Here is a 15454-nt window from a genome sequence, read left to right as displayed (position 1 = left end):
CGTCTCCAGTATCGAAGATGAGCGCCGGAAAGAAAATCAGTGACTTGCGCGATATCTTGTCAGCCGATATCACGGCGTGTAGGCCGCGGCCTACAAATCCACGGGCTAGAGGCTGTCGCGCAACAAGTCGTGCCGAATCGCGTAATGCACCAGTTCGGTCTGGGTTTTGAGCTGGAGCTTCTGGAGAACGCGAGCCTTATAGGTGCTGACAGTCTTGACGCTCACGCATAAATCGCTCGCGATATCGTTTAGCGTCAGTCCTCGGGCGAGCATCATGAATACGTCGAATTCACGGTCGGAGAGTTGCCGAAAACTTGGGCCGTCTGCCACGGCTGTCGCGAGGTCTTTCGCAATCCTCTCGGCCATGGTCGGGCTCAGGTAGACGCCACCGTTGTCGACCTTCCTGACTGCGCTCACCAGTTCCGCCGGTGCACTTTCCTTGGTCAGGTACCCTGCCGCGCCGGCCTTCAGTGCTCTCACGGCATACTGCTCTTCGCCGTGCATGGTGAGTACGAGAATGGCCAAGCGAGGAAACAGCACCTTGATCTGAACAATGAGGTCGATGCCGCTGCGTCCCGGCATGGACAAATCAAGCAGCAGCACGTCGCAAGGCGCCGACTGAAGCAGCGCAATGGCTTCGGCCCCATTCGAGGCCTCTCCAACGATTTCGAGATCGTCACTGCTGGCGAGAATACGCTGCAAACCAGCGCGAACCAGCGTGTGATCGTCCGCAACGATGATGCGAGTCATGCGCCCGCCTTTGCCCCTGAATCGTACCGTTATTCCGAAGTATTGCATTCCTGAAATGCGCGTTTGCATGAAGTCACACAATCGCGCCGACGATTCTACACGCACGAGCGCACGATATGCCATCATCGGCTTGCGCCGGACCTCGGCGCTGACCCCCTAAAGCACTTCGTCATTCGCTTGCGTCTTTGTGCCCGGAATGAGAATCACGGGGCGCGTTGCCTGTCTGACACAGTTTTCCGCCACGCTGCCCAGCGCCAGACGTCTTACACCTCGCCGCCCATGTGTGCCGATCACGATAACGTCGGCATGCCATTCTTCAGCAGCAAGGTTGATCTGATGCGGAACGTCTCCCCCAAGCGGCAAGAGTTCCCGAATCTCCACGTCGCCCTCGACGCCGGCCCCTTTGAGGCGCTCGCCGGTCAGCTTTCGAATATTTTCTCCTTGCAGCCGCATCGCTTCGATAAAGGGGAATGGATCGGCATCGGCCACGTAGGCGACGGGAATATCGACGACGAACAAGACATGCAGCCGGGCTTTGCGGGCGACGGCAAGTGCCAACGCATAGTCGAATGCCTCGTCTGCCGTGGGACTACCGTCAATCGCGACCAATATACGCTCGAACATGATTTCACCCCTTTGTGCTCTCCGCAGACATCGCGGAGGCGCTTTGTGACGATGCGGCCGACGAGCAGGTTACCAGCATGACCGGGCGGTGTGCCTGCCGAAGTACCTGCTCTGCGACGCTACCGATCATCAGACGCCGGATGCCCCGGCGCCCATGCGTGCCGAGAATCAGCAGATCGGCATGCCATCGTTCCGCCTCCCTGACGATGGCATCCGCAATCGTCCCGCCCCAGGCGCGCAAATCGATGGAGCGAGTGTCGGCCTGCAGACCCTCTTCATGAAGCTTCTTGTAGGCATCGGCCAATGTGAGCTGCGTCTCGGCAATCAGGCCTTCCCTGACCGCCTCGAGATCGATGTGCGACGCAAACGCGGACTGGTAGTGGGCGAACGGGTCATCGATAACGCTTATCGCTCGGACAATGTCGTCGGGCATGGCGAAGCGGATGGCTTCGCGCAGTGCTTGCCATGACGTTTCACTACCGTCCATGGCAAGAAGGATTCGATGTGGCATTTTTGTCGTCCTCAATGTAGTTTGCGAATCGGATGACGGCGTATCGGCCAGGCGGCTTCCCGACGCGTGACGCGCGACGCTCAACCGATGGTTGTCGCTGCAACTCAACGGTATATCCAGCCCGGCCGGGCGTGGGATGGCACGAGCAAGGTCCTTGACACACATCAACGTCCCGAATCCCATCGGTGCGCGATACCGGTAGAGATAGCTATGCTGGCAATACCGGGCGTCATATCGCCGCCCGACATTCGCGCGAGGTACGTCCATGCAATTGAGCTTTCTGGGGGCGGCCGGCACGGTAACCGGCTCCAAGACCTTGCTATCGGCAGGCGGCAAGCAGGTAATGATCGATTGCGGTGCCTATCAAGGGATCAAGAACCTTCGGGCGCGAAACTGGGCGCCACCGGCCTTCGACGTTAGTCGGCTCGATGCCGTTGTTCTCACGCACGCCCATATCGATCACAGCGGCTACTTGCCCGTGCTGGCACGCTACGGATTCAAAGGGCCCGTCTATTGCACGTCGGCAACCCGCGATCTCTGCGAAATCCTGCTGCTCGACAGTGCCCGGCTGGAAGAAGAACAGGCGGATTTTCTCAATCGCCACGGAAAATCGAAGCATCGACCCGCGCTTCCGTTATTCACGACGGAAGATGCGCATCGCGCCATTGCCTTACTGAAGCCGCAGCCTTTCGACACCCCGTTCGCCATCGCGCCCGAGCTAAAGGTGACGTTCTTGCACGCGGGTCATATTCTCGGCGCCGCCATGGCGCAGATCGTGGTTGGCGACGAGAAAATTCTGTTCTCCGGCGACCTCGGGCGCCGGGACGATCCGATCATGTTGCCACCCGCGATACCCGAAACGCCCGATTTCCTGGTGCTGGAGTCGACATATGGGGATCGTCTGCATGACAGGACGGACCCCGGCGCTCAGTTGGCGGAGATTCTGAATCGCACGTTCAAGCGCGGCGGTGCCGTCATCGTCCCGGCGTTTGCCGTGGGGCGTGTGCAAAGCCTCCTTTACTGGATTGCACGCCTGAAGTCGGCAGGAGACATTCCGGACGTGCCGGTGTATCTGGACAGTCCCATGGCGATCAACGTCACGAATGCCTATTTGGGGCACCTCAAAGATCACCGTCTGAACCGTGCCGAATGCGCTGAGATGTGCGGCGCAGCCACGTTCGTCACGAGTGTTGACGAATCCAAATGGCTGGACACGCGCTCGATGCCTTTCATCGTGATTGCCGGTAGCGGCATGGCCACGGGCGGCCGTGTCCTGCATCATCTCAAAGCGTTGGCCGGCAATTGGCGCAACACGGTGCTGTTTACCGGTTTTCAGGCCCCGGGCACCCGCGGATCGACCATGGTCAATGGCGGCTGCGAAGTGAAAATCTTCGGCGAATATGTCCATATCAATGCCGAAGTCGTTCAACTCGACACGTTGTCGGCACATGCCGATTACGAGGAAACGCTGGCGTGGCTATCGAGGTTCCAGAAACCGGTTCGCCACGTCTTCCTCAATCATGGCGAGCCTGCCGCTGCCGACAGTTTGCGCAGGCGCATCGCCGAGCGGCTCGGGTGGCCGTGTCACGTCGTGGAGTTTATGGAGGAAGCTCGTCTCGATACCGAGGCGGGTCGGGAAGGCAGGCGTCCGGCTGCGTCTGAAGAAGCACGCGGCGGCTCGCGTCGAGGTAACACATTCGTGGAGCCGTAACATGAAGATCGAGTTTCCACACATCGCACCAGTCTATAACGGCGACGACATGACGATCGAGTTCACAGCGGATTGCGATCAGAAGCGGATTGTCTGTGCCATCTCCGCGGAAGCGCTGGAAGACCATTTTGGTGCGAAATCGTGCAACGCGGATGATCTGATGGCAGCTTTCAGAGCGAATCGGGCACCGATCGAGAAGATGACCGGACGGTATCTGGCGCTTTGCCAGGGGGCGCCGGTTTTACTGCGCAGCGGCCATTTCCGTTGGGGAATGGAGTATCCACCGTGTCGGGACGACTAGTTGTTGAATCCCGCGCCATGACGGAGTAAAAGTCGATCCATCGATCGTCAACCACGAGTCGCGCCCATGGACCAACCCGCCAAGCTCAATGCCGATTCGCTGGGCATCGTCGAGTCGGTCGTCATGGGCATCGCCGGCACGGCACCCGCCTATAGCGTCGAGATCACGACGTCCACCATTATCGGAACGGCTGGCACGTTGTCGCCGGCGAGCATCCTGGTTTGCGGGCTCATCATGTTTGGCATCGCTTACGCGTTCATTAACATGAATCGTGCGCTGGCGAGTGCCGGCACCTCTTATTCGTGGGTGAGCATGGTATTCGGGCGCTCGCTGGGCTTCTTTGCCGGCTGGGCACTTTTGGTGCTGTGCTGTGTATTCATGGTGTCGGCCATGATTCCGGCGGCGAATGCCACGTTGCTCATCTTTAATCGCCCCATGATGAATAACGTGCACTACGTGACACTGATCGCGGCAGCGTGGCTCACGGTTGTCAGTGCAGTGGTTGTCAAAGGGATCAAACTCACCAGCTACGCCCAGGTACTGATGACGATCATTGAAGGCGTTATCCTGCTCGTGATCGTCGTTGCGAGTTTCTTCGTCTTCCCGCATGCGCCGCAACACCCGTTCTCGTGGGCCTGGTTCTGGCCCTTTGCGTTCACGCCGAAGCTGTTCGCCAATGGGGCGTTGGTGGCGATCTTCTTCTTTTACGGCTGGGATGTGACGCTGAACCTCAGCGAGGAAACGCGGGACGCCAACCGCATCCCCGGTCAGGCTGCATTCTGGTCGATGGTATTCCTGATGGCGTTTTTCCTTGTCTTCATTGTCATTACGCTGCTTGGACTGTCGGATGCCGAGATCCAACACTACAACACGAACATCATCTTCGCCATTGCAGAGAAGCTGTTCGGGCCGACCTGGGGGTACGTGGCGATCATTGCGGTGTTGCTGAGTACGGTGGGGACGGTCGAGACGCAGATGTTGCAGTTCACGAGAACGCTTTTTGCCAAGAGCCGCGACGGCGCCCTCCACGAACGCTATGCACGCCTGCATCCACAATGGCGAACGCCGCACATCGCCATTCTTTTCATCTGGATCGCCGGACTCGCGCTGCTGTTGATGTCGTCCTATCTGCCGACCATCAACGTCATCCTGCAGGATTCGATTACCGCCATCGGCTTCCAGATCTGCTTCTACCTCGGACTGACCGGCCTCGCCTGCGGCTGGTATTACCGAAAGGTACTGACGCAGGGGCCGTGGCTTGCCGTGACGCATGTCATATGGCCGGCGGCAAGCGGCATTTTCCTTTTCTTCATTGCGCTATACAGCGTCCCGACCTTCGATCGGGTCACCAATATCGTCGGTATGGGCGGCATTGTCATCGGTGTCATTCCGCTGCTGCTGAATCGCAAACGGATCGGGTCCATGCGAGACACTTCCAATCTCTGACCTTATTGGTTGTCCATTTATCAACGCCTCCATACCTCGTAATTCGCGATGGCAAAGCGTTGGACATTCAAGCGGTGATTTATGAGTACTGGCATCGTCAAGTGGTTCAATGGCAACAGAGGTTTCGGCTTCATCACGCCGGATGATGGAGGCGCAGATCTCTTCGCTCATTTTTCCGAAATCAACGCGGATAATCGCGGAGAATTTCGAACGCTGCAGGAAGACCAGCGCGTCTCCTTTAATGTTATGCAAAGTCCGAAAGGAGCACAGGCATCCAACATCAAGCCGGCCTGACGCGCGGCCCGGTCGGGTCGCCCGAACCCAAGCACGCTCCGGTGGCGATGGTAGCCACCGGCGTCTTCAATTCAGACGCCGGTCGTGAATTACAAGCAGGAGAAGACATGATGGCTAGCATGTCCTGGTTCGTCGGTGCCGTAACGGTGGCCGTCCTGTTGCTGATCTACTGGGGAATGCGGTAGACGGTGCAGGAAAGCTATGCCTCCTCAGATAACGCGGGGCGCGAACGCGACATTATCAGAACCGGTGTTGCACACCGATCTGAATACCCTGTGCGTCTGCGCCGGGATAGGCCACCGCAACCCCCGGTGTCGTCGATCCGGCAAGCGCATAAGAAGCACTGCCCTTGTTGAGCAACACCGCCCCGCTGGCATACAGCCACGTCCGCTTGGAGAGCCAGTAGGCGTACATCAGACCAATGTGATCCGCATTGCGTGCTGCCGGAGTGCGATCGTCGAGATGGGAATACACCAACGCCAACGATGACGCCGGGCTGAAGCGGTAAGCACCGGAAACGGTGTAGACGTTTTTGTCCACGGAGCCGTCGCTTTGCTGCGCATGATGGAAACCGGCGAACAGCCGAACCATGCCGAAGTCGTAGGAACCTCCGCCGAAGAACGCCTTGAGCGTGCTCGCGTTGGTGGCACTGTCCACCGACTGGAAACCTACGCCCAAATCGACCGGACCGCGCGTGTAAGACGCCGTCAAATGGTAGTTATTGATGCCGCTGCGCGGCGTAGTGGCGGTATCACGCAATCCCAACATCGCCTGCGCCGAGAACCCTGCGATATCGGGGGTTCCGTAGTAGATGGCGTTGCTCGCGCGCACCGACAACGTGGCGAAGCTGTTCAGCCCCGATGCGATCGTCGAGGCGCCGGTCGCATCGAACTTGCCTTCCAGCGGAACATACAATGGCGAATTCTGCCGCCCGAAACGCACTTCCCCCCAGCGGCCCGAAGCCCCGACCCACGCCTGACGATTGAAGATCGACGTCGAATCGCTGGCCGTGCCGTTGTTCAGATTGAAACCGTTTTCCAGCGTGAAGTTGATGCGGTTTCCGCCGCCGATGTCCTCCGAGCCTTTCAGGCCGAAGCGAGAGCCGGTCTGTGCGCCGGAGAGCATGCGGTAGGTGCTTTGACTGCCGGAATGCGACCAGTCGAGCGAAAGGTCGAGCAGGCCGTAGAGCGTCACGCTGGATGTCTGCGCGTGTGCTATCGGCGACGCCGCAAGGCTGATGGTAAGGGCCAGCACGGCGAGTGTGGTGCGCAGGGGCGAGGCTGTCCCCGCCTGCGGACGTGCGAGCGTGTGATTTTTCTGGGTCATGTCGAGTGTTCGCCGATCGATGTCGGCTTATGGCATTGAGAGGAAGTTCGCACGCGCCCGGCGGTCCCCCGTAGGGGACGTCGAGGTCGACCGGAAACGCCGGGCAATGCTGCGTGCTGTGGAATCGGTTCAGTCGGCGAGTGTCGCGATATGCGCCCTCACATCGGGCTGCGTGGCAATGATCCGGTTATCTACGTACCAGCGAGCGACGCGCTCGATACGCGTTGCATCGTCAGGCAGCACGGCGCGCAGCGGCGACACGTTGTTCTCACCGAGCTTGTCTGCCAGTGCGGGCGGCAGATTCAATTCGGCCGCCCAGATCTTTCCGGCTTCTCGCGGGTGGGCGGCGGTCCAGATGTTTTCGTCGCGAAGCACGCGCAGCACGGTTCTCACGACTTCCGGATGCGCCTTCAGATAATCCTGACGCACAAAATAGCCCACGGCGTTGTCCGAGCCAATGGCGACACCGTCTGCCAGTACACGCGCGTGATAGTTGCTTTTGGCAATCGAGAGGAAGGGGTCCCACGTCGCCCACGCGTCTACGCCACCGCCGACAAACGCGCTGCCGGTGTCGCTAGGCGACAGATAACGGCGCCTGACGGCATCCGGCGCGATGCCACTTTTGACCAGCGCGCGCACCAGCAGATACTCGCCGGTGCCGCCCTTGTTGACGGCGACCTGTTTGCCAGCAAGATCGGCAAGCGAACGAATCCCCGAATCCTGCGGCACCACAATGGCCTCGTTATGCGCAGTCATGGGTTGATAGCCGAAAATCGCCATCGGAACGCCGGCGGCAATAGACGTCACGAACGACGTGGAACTGCCGCTCGTCAGATCGACGGCATCGGCGTTAAGCGCTTCGAACGCCGGTGCGGCCGCAGGGAATGGGCCGGCCCAAACGACCTTGACGCCCTGCCCGGCCAGCGCTTTGTCGAGTGAGCCCTTGGCTTTGGCGAGCGTCAGATCCGAGGTTCCCTTGAGATAGGCGATGCGCAAGGTCACACTGCCGGCGCGAGTTTGTGCACTGGCGGGGGCAGGCATCGTCGCGAGCGTCATCGCGGCGAGCGCCGCCACAACGGCGAAACGCTCCCCCGTGCGCCGGAAATACCGGCGGACGTCGAAAATGAAGTTCATGCTAAATCCCGGTTGAGTGGAGCGATGCGCCTTCAGGGGTGCGCAGGCGTGGTGAGCGTGGACGGATCTCGATCGAACAACGTTGACCAGGTAAATGTTTTCTCGGCCGTTTCGCGGCGGCGAACAGGCAAACGCGGCAATACCTGCTCCGCAAACCGATACGATTCTTCGAGCAGCGGCAGCCCCGACAGAATGAAGGTGTCAATGCCTCGCGACGCGTAATCGTTGAGTGTCGCGACAACGGTCTCCGGCGAGCCCACAATCGCGGTGCCCGGTCCCGGCCGCACAAGGCCCAGTCCCGACCAAAGGTTCGGCGCGATTTCCAGATCCCGTGCGCGCGCGGGTCGCCTGCCTTGATGGAGCGCACTCATGCGTCGCTGGCCCACGGAGTCGCTGCCGCCGACAAACCGTTGATTCGCGGCGATGGCGTCGTCGTCCATCAGGCTCAACAGGCGATCCGCCTCTGCCCAGGCAGCCTCGTCGGTATCGCGAAGAATGACGTAGAGACGCACGCCGTGCGACAGGCTTCGTCCGTAGTGCGCCGCGCGGGCATTCACATGCCGAACCCGTTGTTCGATCTCATCCGGCGTCTCGCCCCACGACAGATAGGTGTCGACATGTTTGGCGGCGACTTCGATGGCCGGCTCGGATGAACCGCCGAACCACAGTGGGGGGATGGGAATCGACTTCCCCGCAGGCAGCGCGAGCTTCGCCCCCTCCACGCTGAAGTACTTGCCTTGATAGGTCACGGTTTCACCGGCGAAAAGACGTTTGAAGATCGTGAGGTATTCGTCGGCCATCAGATAGCGTTCGTCATGCGCGATGGACATGCCATAGGCCCCGAGCATCTTGGCGTCGCCCGACACGACGTTGAGCAGCAACCGCCCTTTGGAGAACTCCTGAAATGTGGCCGCCATTTTCGCGAGCAATGTGGGCTGTATGAGCCCAGGGTGGATGGCGAGCAGGAAGTTCATGTCCTCGGTGTACGGTAGCAGCGAGCTACCCAGCACCCAGACGTCGTGCGCGCCGGTGGCAAACAGCGCACCGGTAAAACCGAGATGGTCATAGCCGCGAGCCAGTTGCTGGAGGTAACGATAGTTGATCGTACGGGCACCGTCCGTCGTCCACGGCGCGTGTCCATCCGGCGCGGTGAGATACCAATAAACGTTCATTGCAAAATCCGTGTAGCCAAGAGGGAAGATATTCAGTGCGCGCAAGCCGCTGACGAGAAATTCAATGGCGCAGATGGCGCCGCTTGCCAGATATCCAGCGCATGCGACAAATCGCCGTGGCGATGAAGCAGATCGGCCTCGCTTTGCTGCTCGGCATAGAAAGCACCGTCGCAGGCTTGCAGTTGCCAGTCGCGCGCCGCCAGTGAAGTGCGCCACGAGGCAGCGTCTGCGCCCGAAATCCCGGCGTTGGCGAGTCGCTCGGCATAAGGCGCGGGATGGTTCGCGACATCCTGGCCCAACGCGCTCAGCGCCGAGAACACGGCGTCGAGGGTTGCGCGGTGGCGCTCGACGGCGTCACGATGGGCCCAAAACACCGAACGGTTAGGCACATAAGCACCGATATCCGTCAGCACGCGCCACCGGGGGAATTCGTCGCGCACTCGCGAAAGCCAGGGGGCCATGGCGACCCACGCGTCGACCCGCCCCTCGTCAAGCGCGCGGTAGGCATCCGCCGGTGCCAGCTCGACACGTTCGACGTCGCGTAACGACAGGCCCTCGCGCTCGAGCGCGGCAGCCAGAAAGGAGGTGTGAAAAGAACCATCGAGCAAAGCGATACGGCGACCGGCCAGTGCCGATACATTGACCGGCGCGTCAGAGCCGCGAACCACAATAGCCCCATTCGCGCCCCGCGGCGCCGACGCCGCAACGTAGGCAAGCGGCACGCCGTCATGCTGTGCGAGCAACGGCGGCGTCGAACCGGTGCCGCCTACATCGATGACATCACCGGCGATCAGGCGGCCGGTATCGCGCCCTTCACGGTAAGCCACGAACTGCACGTCAGGCACGTTCGCCGGCCAACGATCCGGCCACGTCAGCGCAGCCAGTTGCAGATGCAGATTGTTCGGATGTACCCCGACGCGCAATGTCATCGCCGGGCCTCCGCGTCTCGTGTGCCGCGATACGTTGGGGTTAGCCCCATTTATTCTCTCCTTGGTCACCTAAGCATGTTGCAACACCGTCGTTGCGCTATCATCATGTAACGAAAATTCGCTATTGGATGATTTTATTGCCCTATAGCGAATTGTCTTAATGATATTTTTCGCTATAGTTATCGCGACAGCGGGATATTGCTCCCGAACAGCGGCGGGAGAGACACATGACGAAAGCGGACAAGGCGGCGATCTACGGCGGCAATGCCGGAGCTTCCGCGCACGACACCGATGACGACTTCATCGCACGGTTGCGTTTGCTGATCGAGCGTGCTGGCAATGCGAGCGCGCTGGTGCGCCAGGCGGGAATCTCACCGAGCGGATTTCAGAAGTACCTCGGAGGTGCAGAGCCCTCACGCCGCGTATTGATGGCGCTGGCCGAGGCCGGAGGCGTGACGCTGGAGTGGCTAATCACGGGGCGCGGCGCGATGGAGGCGGCGGTTCGTGACAGCTGGCCGGAAAACCATCTGACGCTTTTACCGCTTTACCGTGGAGATGACGCGGACTGCGCCGTCCCGCAGGTGATGCCAGAGAAATTGGTGCAACTGGCGTTTTGCCAGGAGTGGCTTGCGCGCCACGGATACGATCCGGCCCATTTGGCGACGATGCGTGTCGAGGGCAACGCCATGTCGCCGACGTTCCGCACGGGAGACACGCTCGTCGTCGATCGACAGGTCGCAAGTCCGGCTGATGGCGAGGTCTACGTGCTACGCGATGGCGGCGATCTGCTCATCAAACGCTTGCAGCGGCAGCTTGGCGGCATGGTGTCGCTCACATCGGACAACGCCCGGTACGCGCCCATTCAAGCACCGCTGGAAAGCCTGAACATCGTTGGGCGAGTGATCTGGCGTGGCACGTTGCTGTAAAGCCGGTGCCTAGTTTGCCACCAGGCGTCTATCCGCCAATCGCCGAACGATGCTCACTCATTCTGCCGTGCGGTTGACGATGCTATCGATTTCCGTTTTCGTGATGCCGTGCTTCGCCATACGGGTGCGGTGATCGGCCGAACCCAGATACTGGCGCAATTGACCGTTCACTGCGTTCAATAGCGTCTGGTTGTCTCTCTTGAAGGAGAACGCCCCGACCGGTGCGCTATCGCTCGCCGCCGCTTCGTGCGCAACGGCTTCGAGTTCCCGGTGCGCGGCGACGATTTCCCGATTGCCGAGCGCTGTGGCCGCATACGTATCGATCTCTCCGGCGAGAAGCGCCGCCACAGCATCGGATTGACGCTTGAAGGTCACGATCCGTTTATCCGGCACCCCCGCACTCATGGCCGTGTCACGCTGCACGGTCCCGGCGACGAGGCCGAGGATTGCATCGCTACGTGCCGCCACGCTTTCGTAGCGGGTGAGCGCCTTCGGATTGCCGTGTCGAACGACAAAGCCGTCGCTCAAGGCCCAAACCGGCAGGCTGAAGGCAACGGACCGCGCCCGCTCGGCAGAGACGAACAAGGGCACGGTCATATCCCACCGCCCGTCTTGCACCCCCGCCAGCAGTTCCTCGAACATCGTCAGCACAAACTCGACGTCCGACGCACCGATCGCGCGAAGCGTCACGTCGGCCAACTCGATGTCGGCACCGGTAGCGCGATTGTCCGACCCCGTCCAGTAGAACGGGGGCTCCTCGATATAGGCGACTCTGACTTTCATGGGGATGGGTGTCCTTCAAGGGGGAACCGGGAGCTTACCGGCGCAGACAAGCCGCCATAAACGGCGACAAGGTCGACAGCGCCGCGCCGAGGCGCTCGGGCGGCAGATAGCCGAAACCGAGACGAAACTCGCGGCGGCTCGCTCTGAACCAATCGCCGCAATTGGCACGCCGGATGCCAGCCTAACAGGTCAAAGGGAGGTGATATTGCCGGAAGCCAACTCGCTTGACCCTGTCGGGAGACGTCTCCATTCGCGGGCGTCCACTGCCGGAGCAACCATGACGCAATTTCTGCCGTTCGCCTTGGCGGCATAGAGCGCGGCGTCGGCTCGCGCCATCACCGACGCGAGCGTGTCGCCCTCGCAGTACGCGTCAACGCCAGCGCTGAGTGTGGGCACCACCTCTTCTGCGCCCGGCACACACGACCCCGACGCGGCGACGATAGCACGCAGCCGGTCGACAAGGCGCCCTGCCTCATCCTTTGTGGACGACGGCAGCAATAACGCAAACTCTTCGCCGCCAATGCGTCCTACCACATCGTCTTCGCGTACAGCGCGGGAAATCAGTGACGCCACGCGGGCAAGCGCGAGATCCCCCGCGGCATGCCCATATCGGTCGTTGATGCGCTTGAATTTATCGAGATCCAGAATGGCGATGGAGAATACGGTCTTTCTCGCCGCCGCCGCGTGGGCAACGGACTCGGCACGGGCGATGAAGGCCCGGCGTGTGAGCACCCCCGTCAGGTCGTCGAACGTCGCCAGACGCTCCATTCGATCCGACAGCCGGTCATGGGCCAGCAGCACCATACCGACCGACAAACATGGCAATGTCAGTGTCGCCATGCCAAGGAACATGACATTCAGTGGTGTCGGCGCCAGAAATACGGTCTCATGGGCGAGCCCGAGCCCGTAAGAAATGGCACGAACGGCGTGTACCACAGCCCCAAGCGCTGCCGCAATCGACACGAAGTAATAGGCGTACTTGGGACGACCCGGTGGCCGGTATTTCAGCACCGACCAGCCGATATGGAAGCGAACGTAGGCAATGAAGCCCGAAATCATGGCGCTACGGGCATCGACGTGCGGCGAGACAAACGTCCAGTAGACCAGCATGACCAGGATAACGCCGAGGGCAACATACTCCCAGGCGACCGAGGCTCGTTGGTTCAGAAATTGCCGGAAGCCGCGCAGGCCGAGAAGCGAGGCGATGACCAACAGGCTGCTTGCCGTCACCACGGCAATGTCTGACGTTCCCGAAAGCAGCAGTGCGGAGGTAATGACCAGCAGTCCGCTTGCCACGCACCAAAGGCGCACCCCAGGGACTTGTGCCTGGAATAGCGAGCCCAGAACGGCCACGCTCATGACGCACGATAGGATCGCAATGCTGATGAAGACTGCCGGGATAGACATGAAAGCGTGACAGAGTTTTGGGTTCGCCTGCAGCCGCAGGGGCTGACATGTGCCCCCGCACCATCGATGGACGCCCGTATAAGGACCTCTATTATCGGCCGTTAAGCGCGTGCAGACGCCAGCATAGCCGAATTCGATGAGGACCAACGACGTCGTTTTGATGCGCGACAAACAAGCCACACCTATTCGTGTCCGGCGTGGGCGCCAAAGCAACGACGTAACAGCGACGCACGCTTTGCCGTTCAACGTGCCGCCTATTCACAGGCCACCCGCCTGCCTTCGGAACTCGCCGGCGTTATGTCCATGACGTCTGTTACCGCTGTTAAGTCCGTCGCGCGAGCACCTCATCGCGTGGTCCGGAATCCACCACTCGCCCGCCCTCCATCACGACGATCGTGTCGAACCGTTCGAGCAGACTTGGCCGGTGCACCGAAGCGACGATGCACGCCGTCGGGAATGCCGCATACATGCGGTCGAACACCCGGCCTTCAGCCAACGGGTCGAGGGCACTGGTCGGCTCGTCGAGCAGTAACAGCGAACTTCCCTGCGACGCCAACGCCCCGCGCGCCAACGCCAATCGCTGCCGCTGACCGCCCGAGAGGTTGCCGCCGCGCTCGTTGAGGGCACTCGCCAGTCCATCGGGAAGGTGTTCGAGTACATCGTCGAACACACCGGCATGCACGGCCTCACGCAGGGATTGAGCGTCGGCCGGTTCGCCGAATGTCAGGTTTTCCTCCACGCTCGCCTCGAACACTTCCGCCTCTTGCGGGATCAGCGTCGCCAGTGTTCCCAGTTCGGCCCACTGCGCCGTGGCACCGTCGCGCAGCAATTTGCCTTGCTGCGGCAGGTAAAGCCCCGCGAGCGTGCGCAGCAACGTGCTCTTGCCCCCGCCGCTCGGGCCGACGAGCGCCACGCGCGATCCGCGCTTGAGCACGAGATCGACGCCGTGCAGCCCGCCGCGAGCGTCGTCTGCGTAATGCCACGTCACGCCACGCAATGCCAGCGTCGTCCAGGGCGCATCGGGCACGATGGCGGGCACGACCGCGTCGGGATCGCTCGGTGCTGCCCAGATAGGTTCCGCACTGCCGTAATCCGTATGCATGCGCGCGAAGCTCTGGAAATTCGAGGCCATCGATCCCACCACGGTCGCAGCCTGCTGCGCGTACTGATAGATCATGAACACCGTGCCGAGCAACACCGCTTGCCCCGGCTCACGCGACTGCAACACGTAGACGACCACCAGAATCCACGTCAGCCCCATACCGAGAATATCGACGGCGAACCATTTGCCTTCGTTCACCGTCACGGTGCGACGCAGCGGGACCATTACCGCATCCATGCGACGCCCCAGCACCTTGCGCGACGCCGCCTGCAACCGCAGGCCAATCACTGTCCCCGCGTTGCCGACGAAGTCGAGCAGCGCTGCCGCATAGCGTCGCTCGGCGTCGTTCTCCGCGCGCGCGAGCTGCATGAGCACGCGATCGAAGCGCAGGATGATGAGCGCGATGACGACATAGCCGGTCACGGCAATCACGCCGCTCGTGCGCGACAGCAACGCCAGGGCCACCAGCGGACCGACGAAATTGAAAGCGCTTTGCAGATAGCCGAACTGATTCTGGGCGAAGTCGGACAGCGCGCGGCTGGACTGCACCACACGATGCTGCAACTCGCCCGAATGCCGGCCGTCGCGCCATGCCAGCGGTGCGGCGGCAATGCGCGCGTAGAGTTCGTCGGCCAGTCGCACACGCACGCGCACCCCGACGTTTCGCTCGAGTATCCGGCCCGGACCGTGGAGCATCCACGACAACAGATAGAGACCGACGAGGTAGACGATCCAGCGGCCTGCCGTCGTCATGTCGCCTTGCTGAAGCGCGTTGATCGCCTGCGCAGCCAGCCAAGGCATGGTCAGACGCAATAATTGCGCGGCCGACAGCAAGCCGGCGGCGCCAAGCAAGTGCGTCCGCACACCGTTCGCATGACGCCAAAGCGCACGGTAAAGGTCTCGCGCCGCGCTGCCCAGCCCGATGGCGGGCTCGCGCGAGGAGAATTCAGGCACCGTCATGCGTGCATCGTTCCTTTGCCCATTGGCACAGTGCCCGCAACGCACATCGCCTTGATGCGGCGAACGGCGATGCGGGCA

At 61.2% G+C, this 15454-nt stretch carries 15 protein-coding genes; 5 read left to right on the top strand and 10 right to left on the bottom strand.

Annotated features, from left to right (window positions below; translation table 11 throughout):
* Positions 1 to 105: 105 nt before the first annotated feature.
* The 3 genes from C266_RS12650 to C266_RS26840 form a co-directional block, all read right to left on the bottom strand.
* On the bottom strand, positions 106 to 750 hold the full coding sequence (locus C266_RS12650) for a response regulator transcription factor (RefSeq protein ID WP_036662826.1): 645 nt from the start codon (positions 748 to 750) through the stop codon (positions 106 to 108).
* Positions 751 to 906: 156 nt separating this feature from the next.
* Positions 907 to 1374, bottom strand: coding sequence for a universal stress protein (locus tag C266_RS12645; protein ID WP_010804196.1), 468 nt, complete (start codon positions 1372 to 1374; stop codon positions 907 to 909).
* A gap of 4 nt (positions 1375 to 1378) precedes the next feature.
* The gene (locus C266_RS26840; protein WP_168162911.1) at positions 1379 to 1885 is read right to left on the bottom strand and encodes a universal stress protein; all 507 of its coding nucleotides are present in this window, start codon (positions 1883 to 1885) and stop codon (positions 1379 to 1381) included.
* 265 nt (positions 1886 to 2150) lie between these two features.
* On the opposite strand from C266_RS26840, the gene C266_RS12635 reads away from it, so the two are divergent.
* The 4 genes from C266_RS12635 (at position 2151) to C266_RS12620 (ending at position 5637) form a co-directional block, all read left to right on the top strand.
* On the top strand, positions 2151 to 3596 hold the full coding sequence (locus C266_RS12635) for an MBL fold/beta-CASP domain-containing RNA metallo-hydrolase (RefSeq protein ID WP_010804194.1): 1446 nt from the start codon (positions 2151 to 2153) through the stop codon (positions 3594 to 3596).
* A 1-nt stretch (position 3597) separates the two neighbouring features.
* Positions 3598 to 3897, top strand: a complete 300-nt coding sequence (locus tag C266_RS12630; protein ID WP_010804193.1) for a DUF1488 domain-containing protein — start codon at positions 3598 to 3600, stop codon at positions 3895 to 3897.
* A 66-nt stretch (positions 3898 to 3963) separates the two neighbouring features.
* Positions 3964 to 5343, top strand: coding sequence for an APC family permease (locus C266_RS12625; RefSeq protein ID WP_010804192.1), 1380 nt, complete (start codon positions 3964 to 3966; stop codon positions 5341 to 5343).
* Positions 5344 to 5424: 81 nt separating this feature from the next.
* Entirely contained in the window at positions 5425 to 5637 is a 213-nt protein-coding gene (locus tag C266_RS12620) for a cold-shock protein (RefSeq protein WP_010804191.1), read from the top strand.
* Between the two features lie 240 nt (positions 5638 to 5877).
* Here C266_RS12620 and C266_RS12615 read toward each other — a convergent pair whose 3' ends face one another.
* The 4 genes from C266_RS12615 to C266_RS12600 form a co-directional block, all read right to left on the bottom strand.
* Positions 5878 to 6963, bottom strand: a complete 1086-nt coding sequence (locus C266_RS12615; protein ID WP_010804190.1) for a porin — start codon at positions 6961 to 6963, stop codon at positions 5878 to 5880.
* Between the two features lie 129 nt (positions 6964 to 7092).
* Positions 7093 to 8097, bottom strand: coding sequence for an aliphatic sulfonate ABC transporter substrate-binding protein (locus C266_RS12610; RefSeq protein ID WP_010804189.1), 1005 nt, complete (start codon positions 8095 to 8097; stop codon positions 7093 to 7095).
* Between the two features lie 32 nt (positions 8098 to 8129).
* A complete protein-coding gene (locus C266_RS12605) occupies positions 8130 to 9269 on the bottom strand; it encodes an LLM class flavin-dependent oxidoreductase (protein ID WP_010804188.1) in 1140 nt (379 codons plus the stop codon).
* 32 nt (positions 9270 to 9301) lie between these two features.
* Entirely contained in the window at positions 9302 to 10198 is an 897-nt protein-coding gene (locus C266_RS12600; protein WP_010804187.1) for an ABC transporter substrate-binding protein, read from the bottom strand.
* A 227-nt stretch (positions 10199 to 10425) separates the two neighbouring features.
* Between C266_RS12600 and C266_RS26195 the strand changes: the two genes are divergently transcribed.
* Positions 10426 to 11124, top strand: a complete 699-nt coding sequence (locus tag C266_RS26195; protein ID WP_010804186.1) for a LexA family transcriptional regulator — start codon at positions 10426 to 10428, stop codon at positions 11122 to 11124.
* A 57-nt stretch (positions 11125 to 11181) separates the two neighbouring features.
* Here C266_RS26195 and C266_RS12590 read toward each other — a convergent pair whose 3' ends face one another.
* The 3 genes from C266_RS12590 to C266_RS12580 form a co-directional block, all read right to left on the bottom strand.
* Entirely contained in the window at positions 11182 to 11907 is a 726-nt protein-coding gene (locus tag C266_RS12590) for a transporter substrate-binding domain-containing protein (protein WP_010804185.1), read from the bottom strand.
* A gap of 189 nt (positions 11908 to 12096) precedes the next feature.
* Positions 12097 to 13266 (bottom strand): GGDEF domain-containing protein, encoded by a 1170-nt coding sequence (locus C266_RS12585; RefSeq protein WP_246189947.1) that lies wholly within the window; start codon positions 13264 to 13266, stop codon positions 12097 to 12099.
* Between the two features lie 370 nt (positions 13267 to 13636).
* Complete coding sequence (locus C266_RS12580) at positions 13637 to 15376, bottom strand: ABC transporter ATP-binding protein (RefSeq protein ID WP_010804183.1); 1740 nt, start codon at positions 15374 to 15376, stop codon at positions 13637 to 13639.
* Positions 15377 to 15454: the final 78 nt, after the last annotated feature.

The sequence above is a fragment of the Pandoraea sp. SD6-2 genome (assembly GCF_000389825.1).
Taxonomy (GTDB): Bacteria; Pseudomonadota; Gammaproteobacteria; order Burkholderiales; family Burkholderiaceae; genus Pandoraea; species Pandoraea communis.
This window is presented reverse-complemented; position numbering and strand designations above follow the sequence as displayed.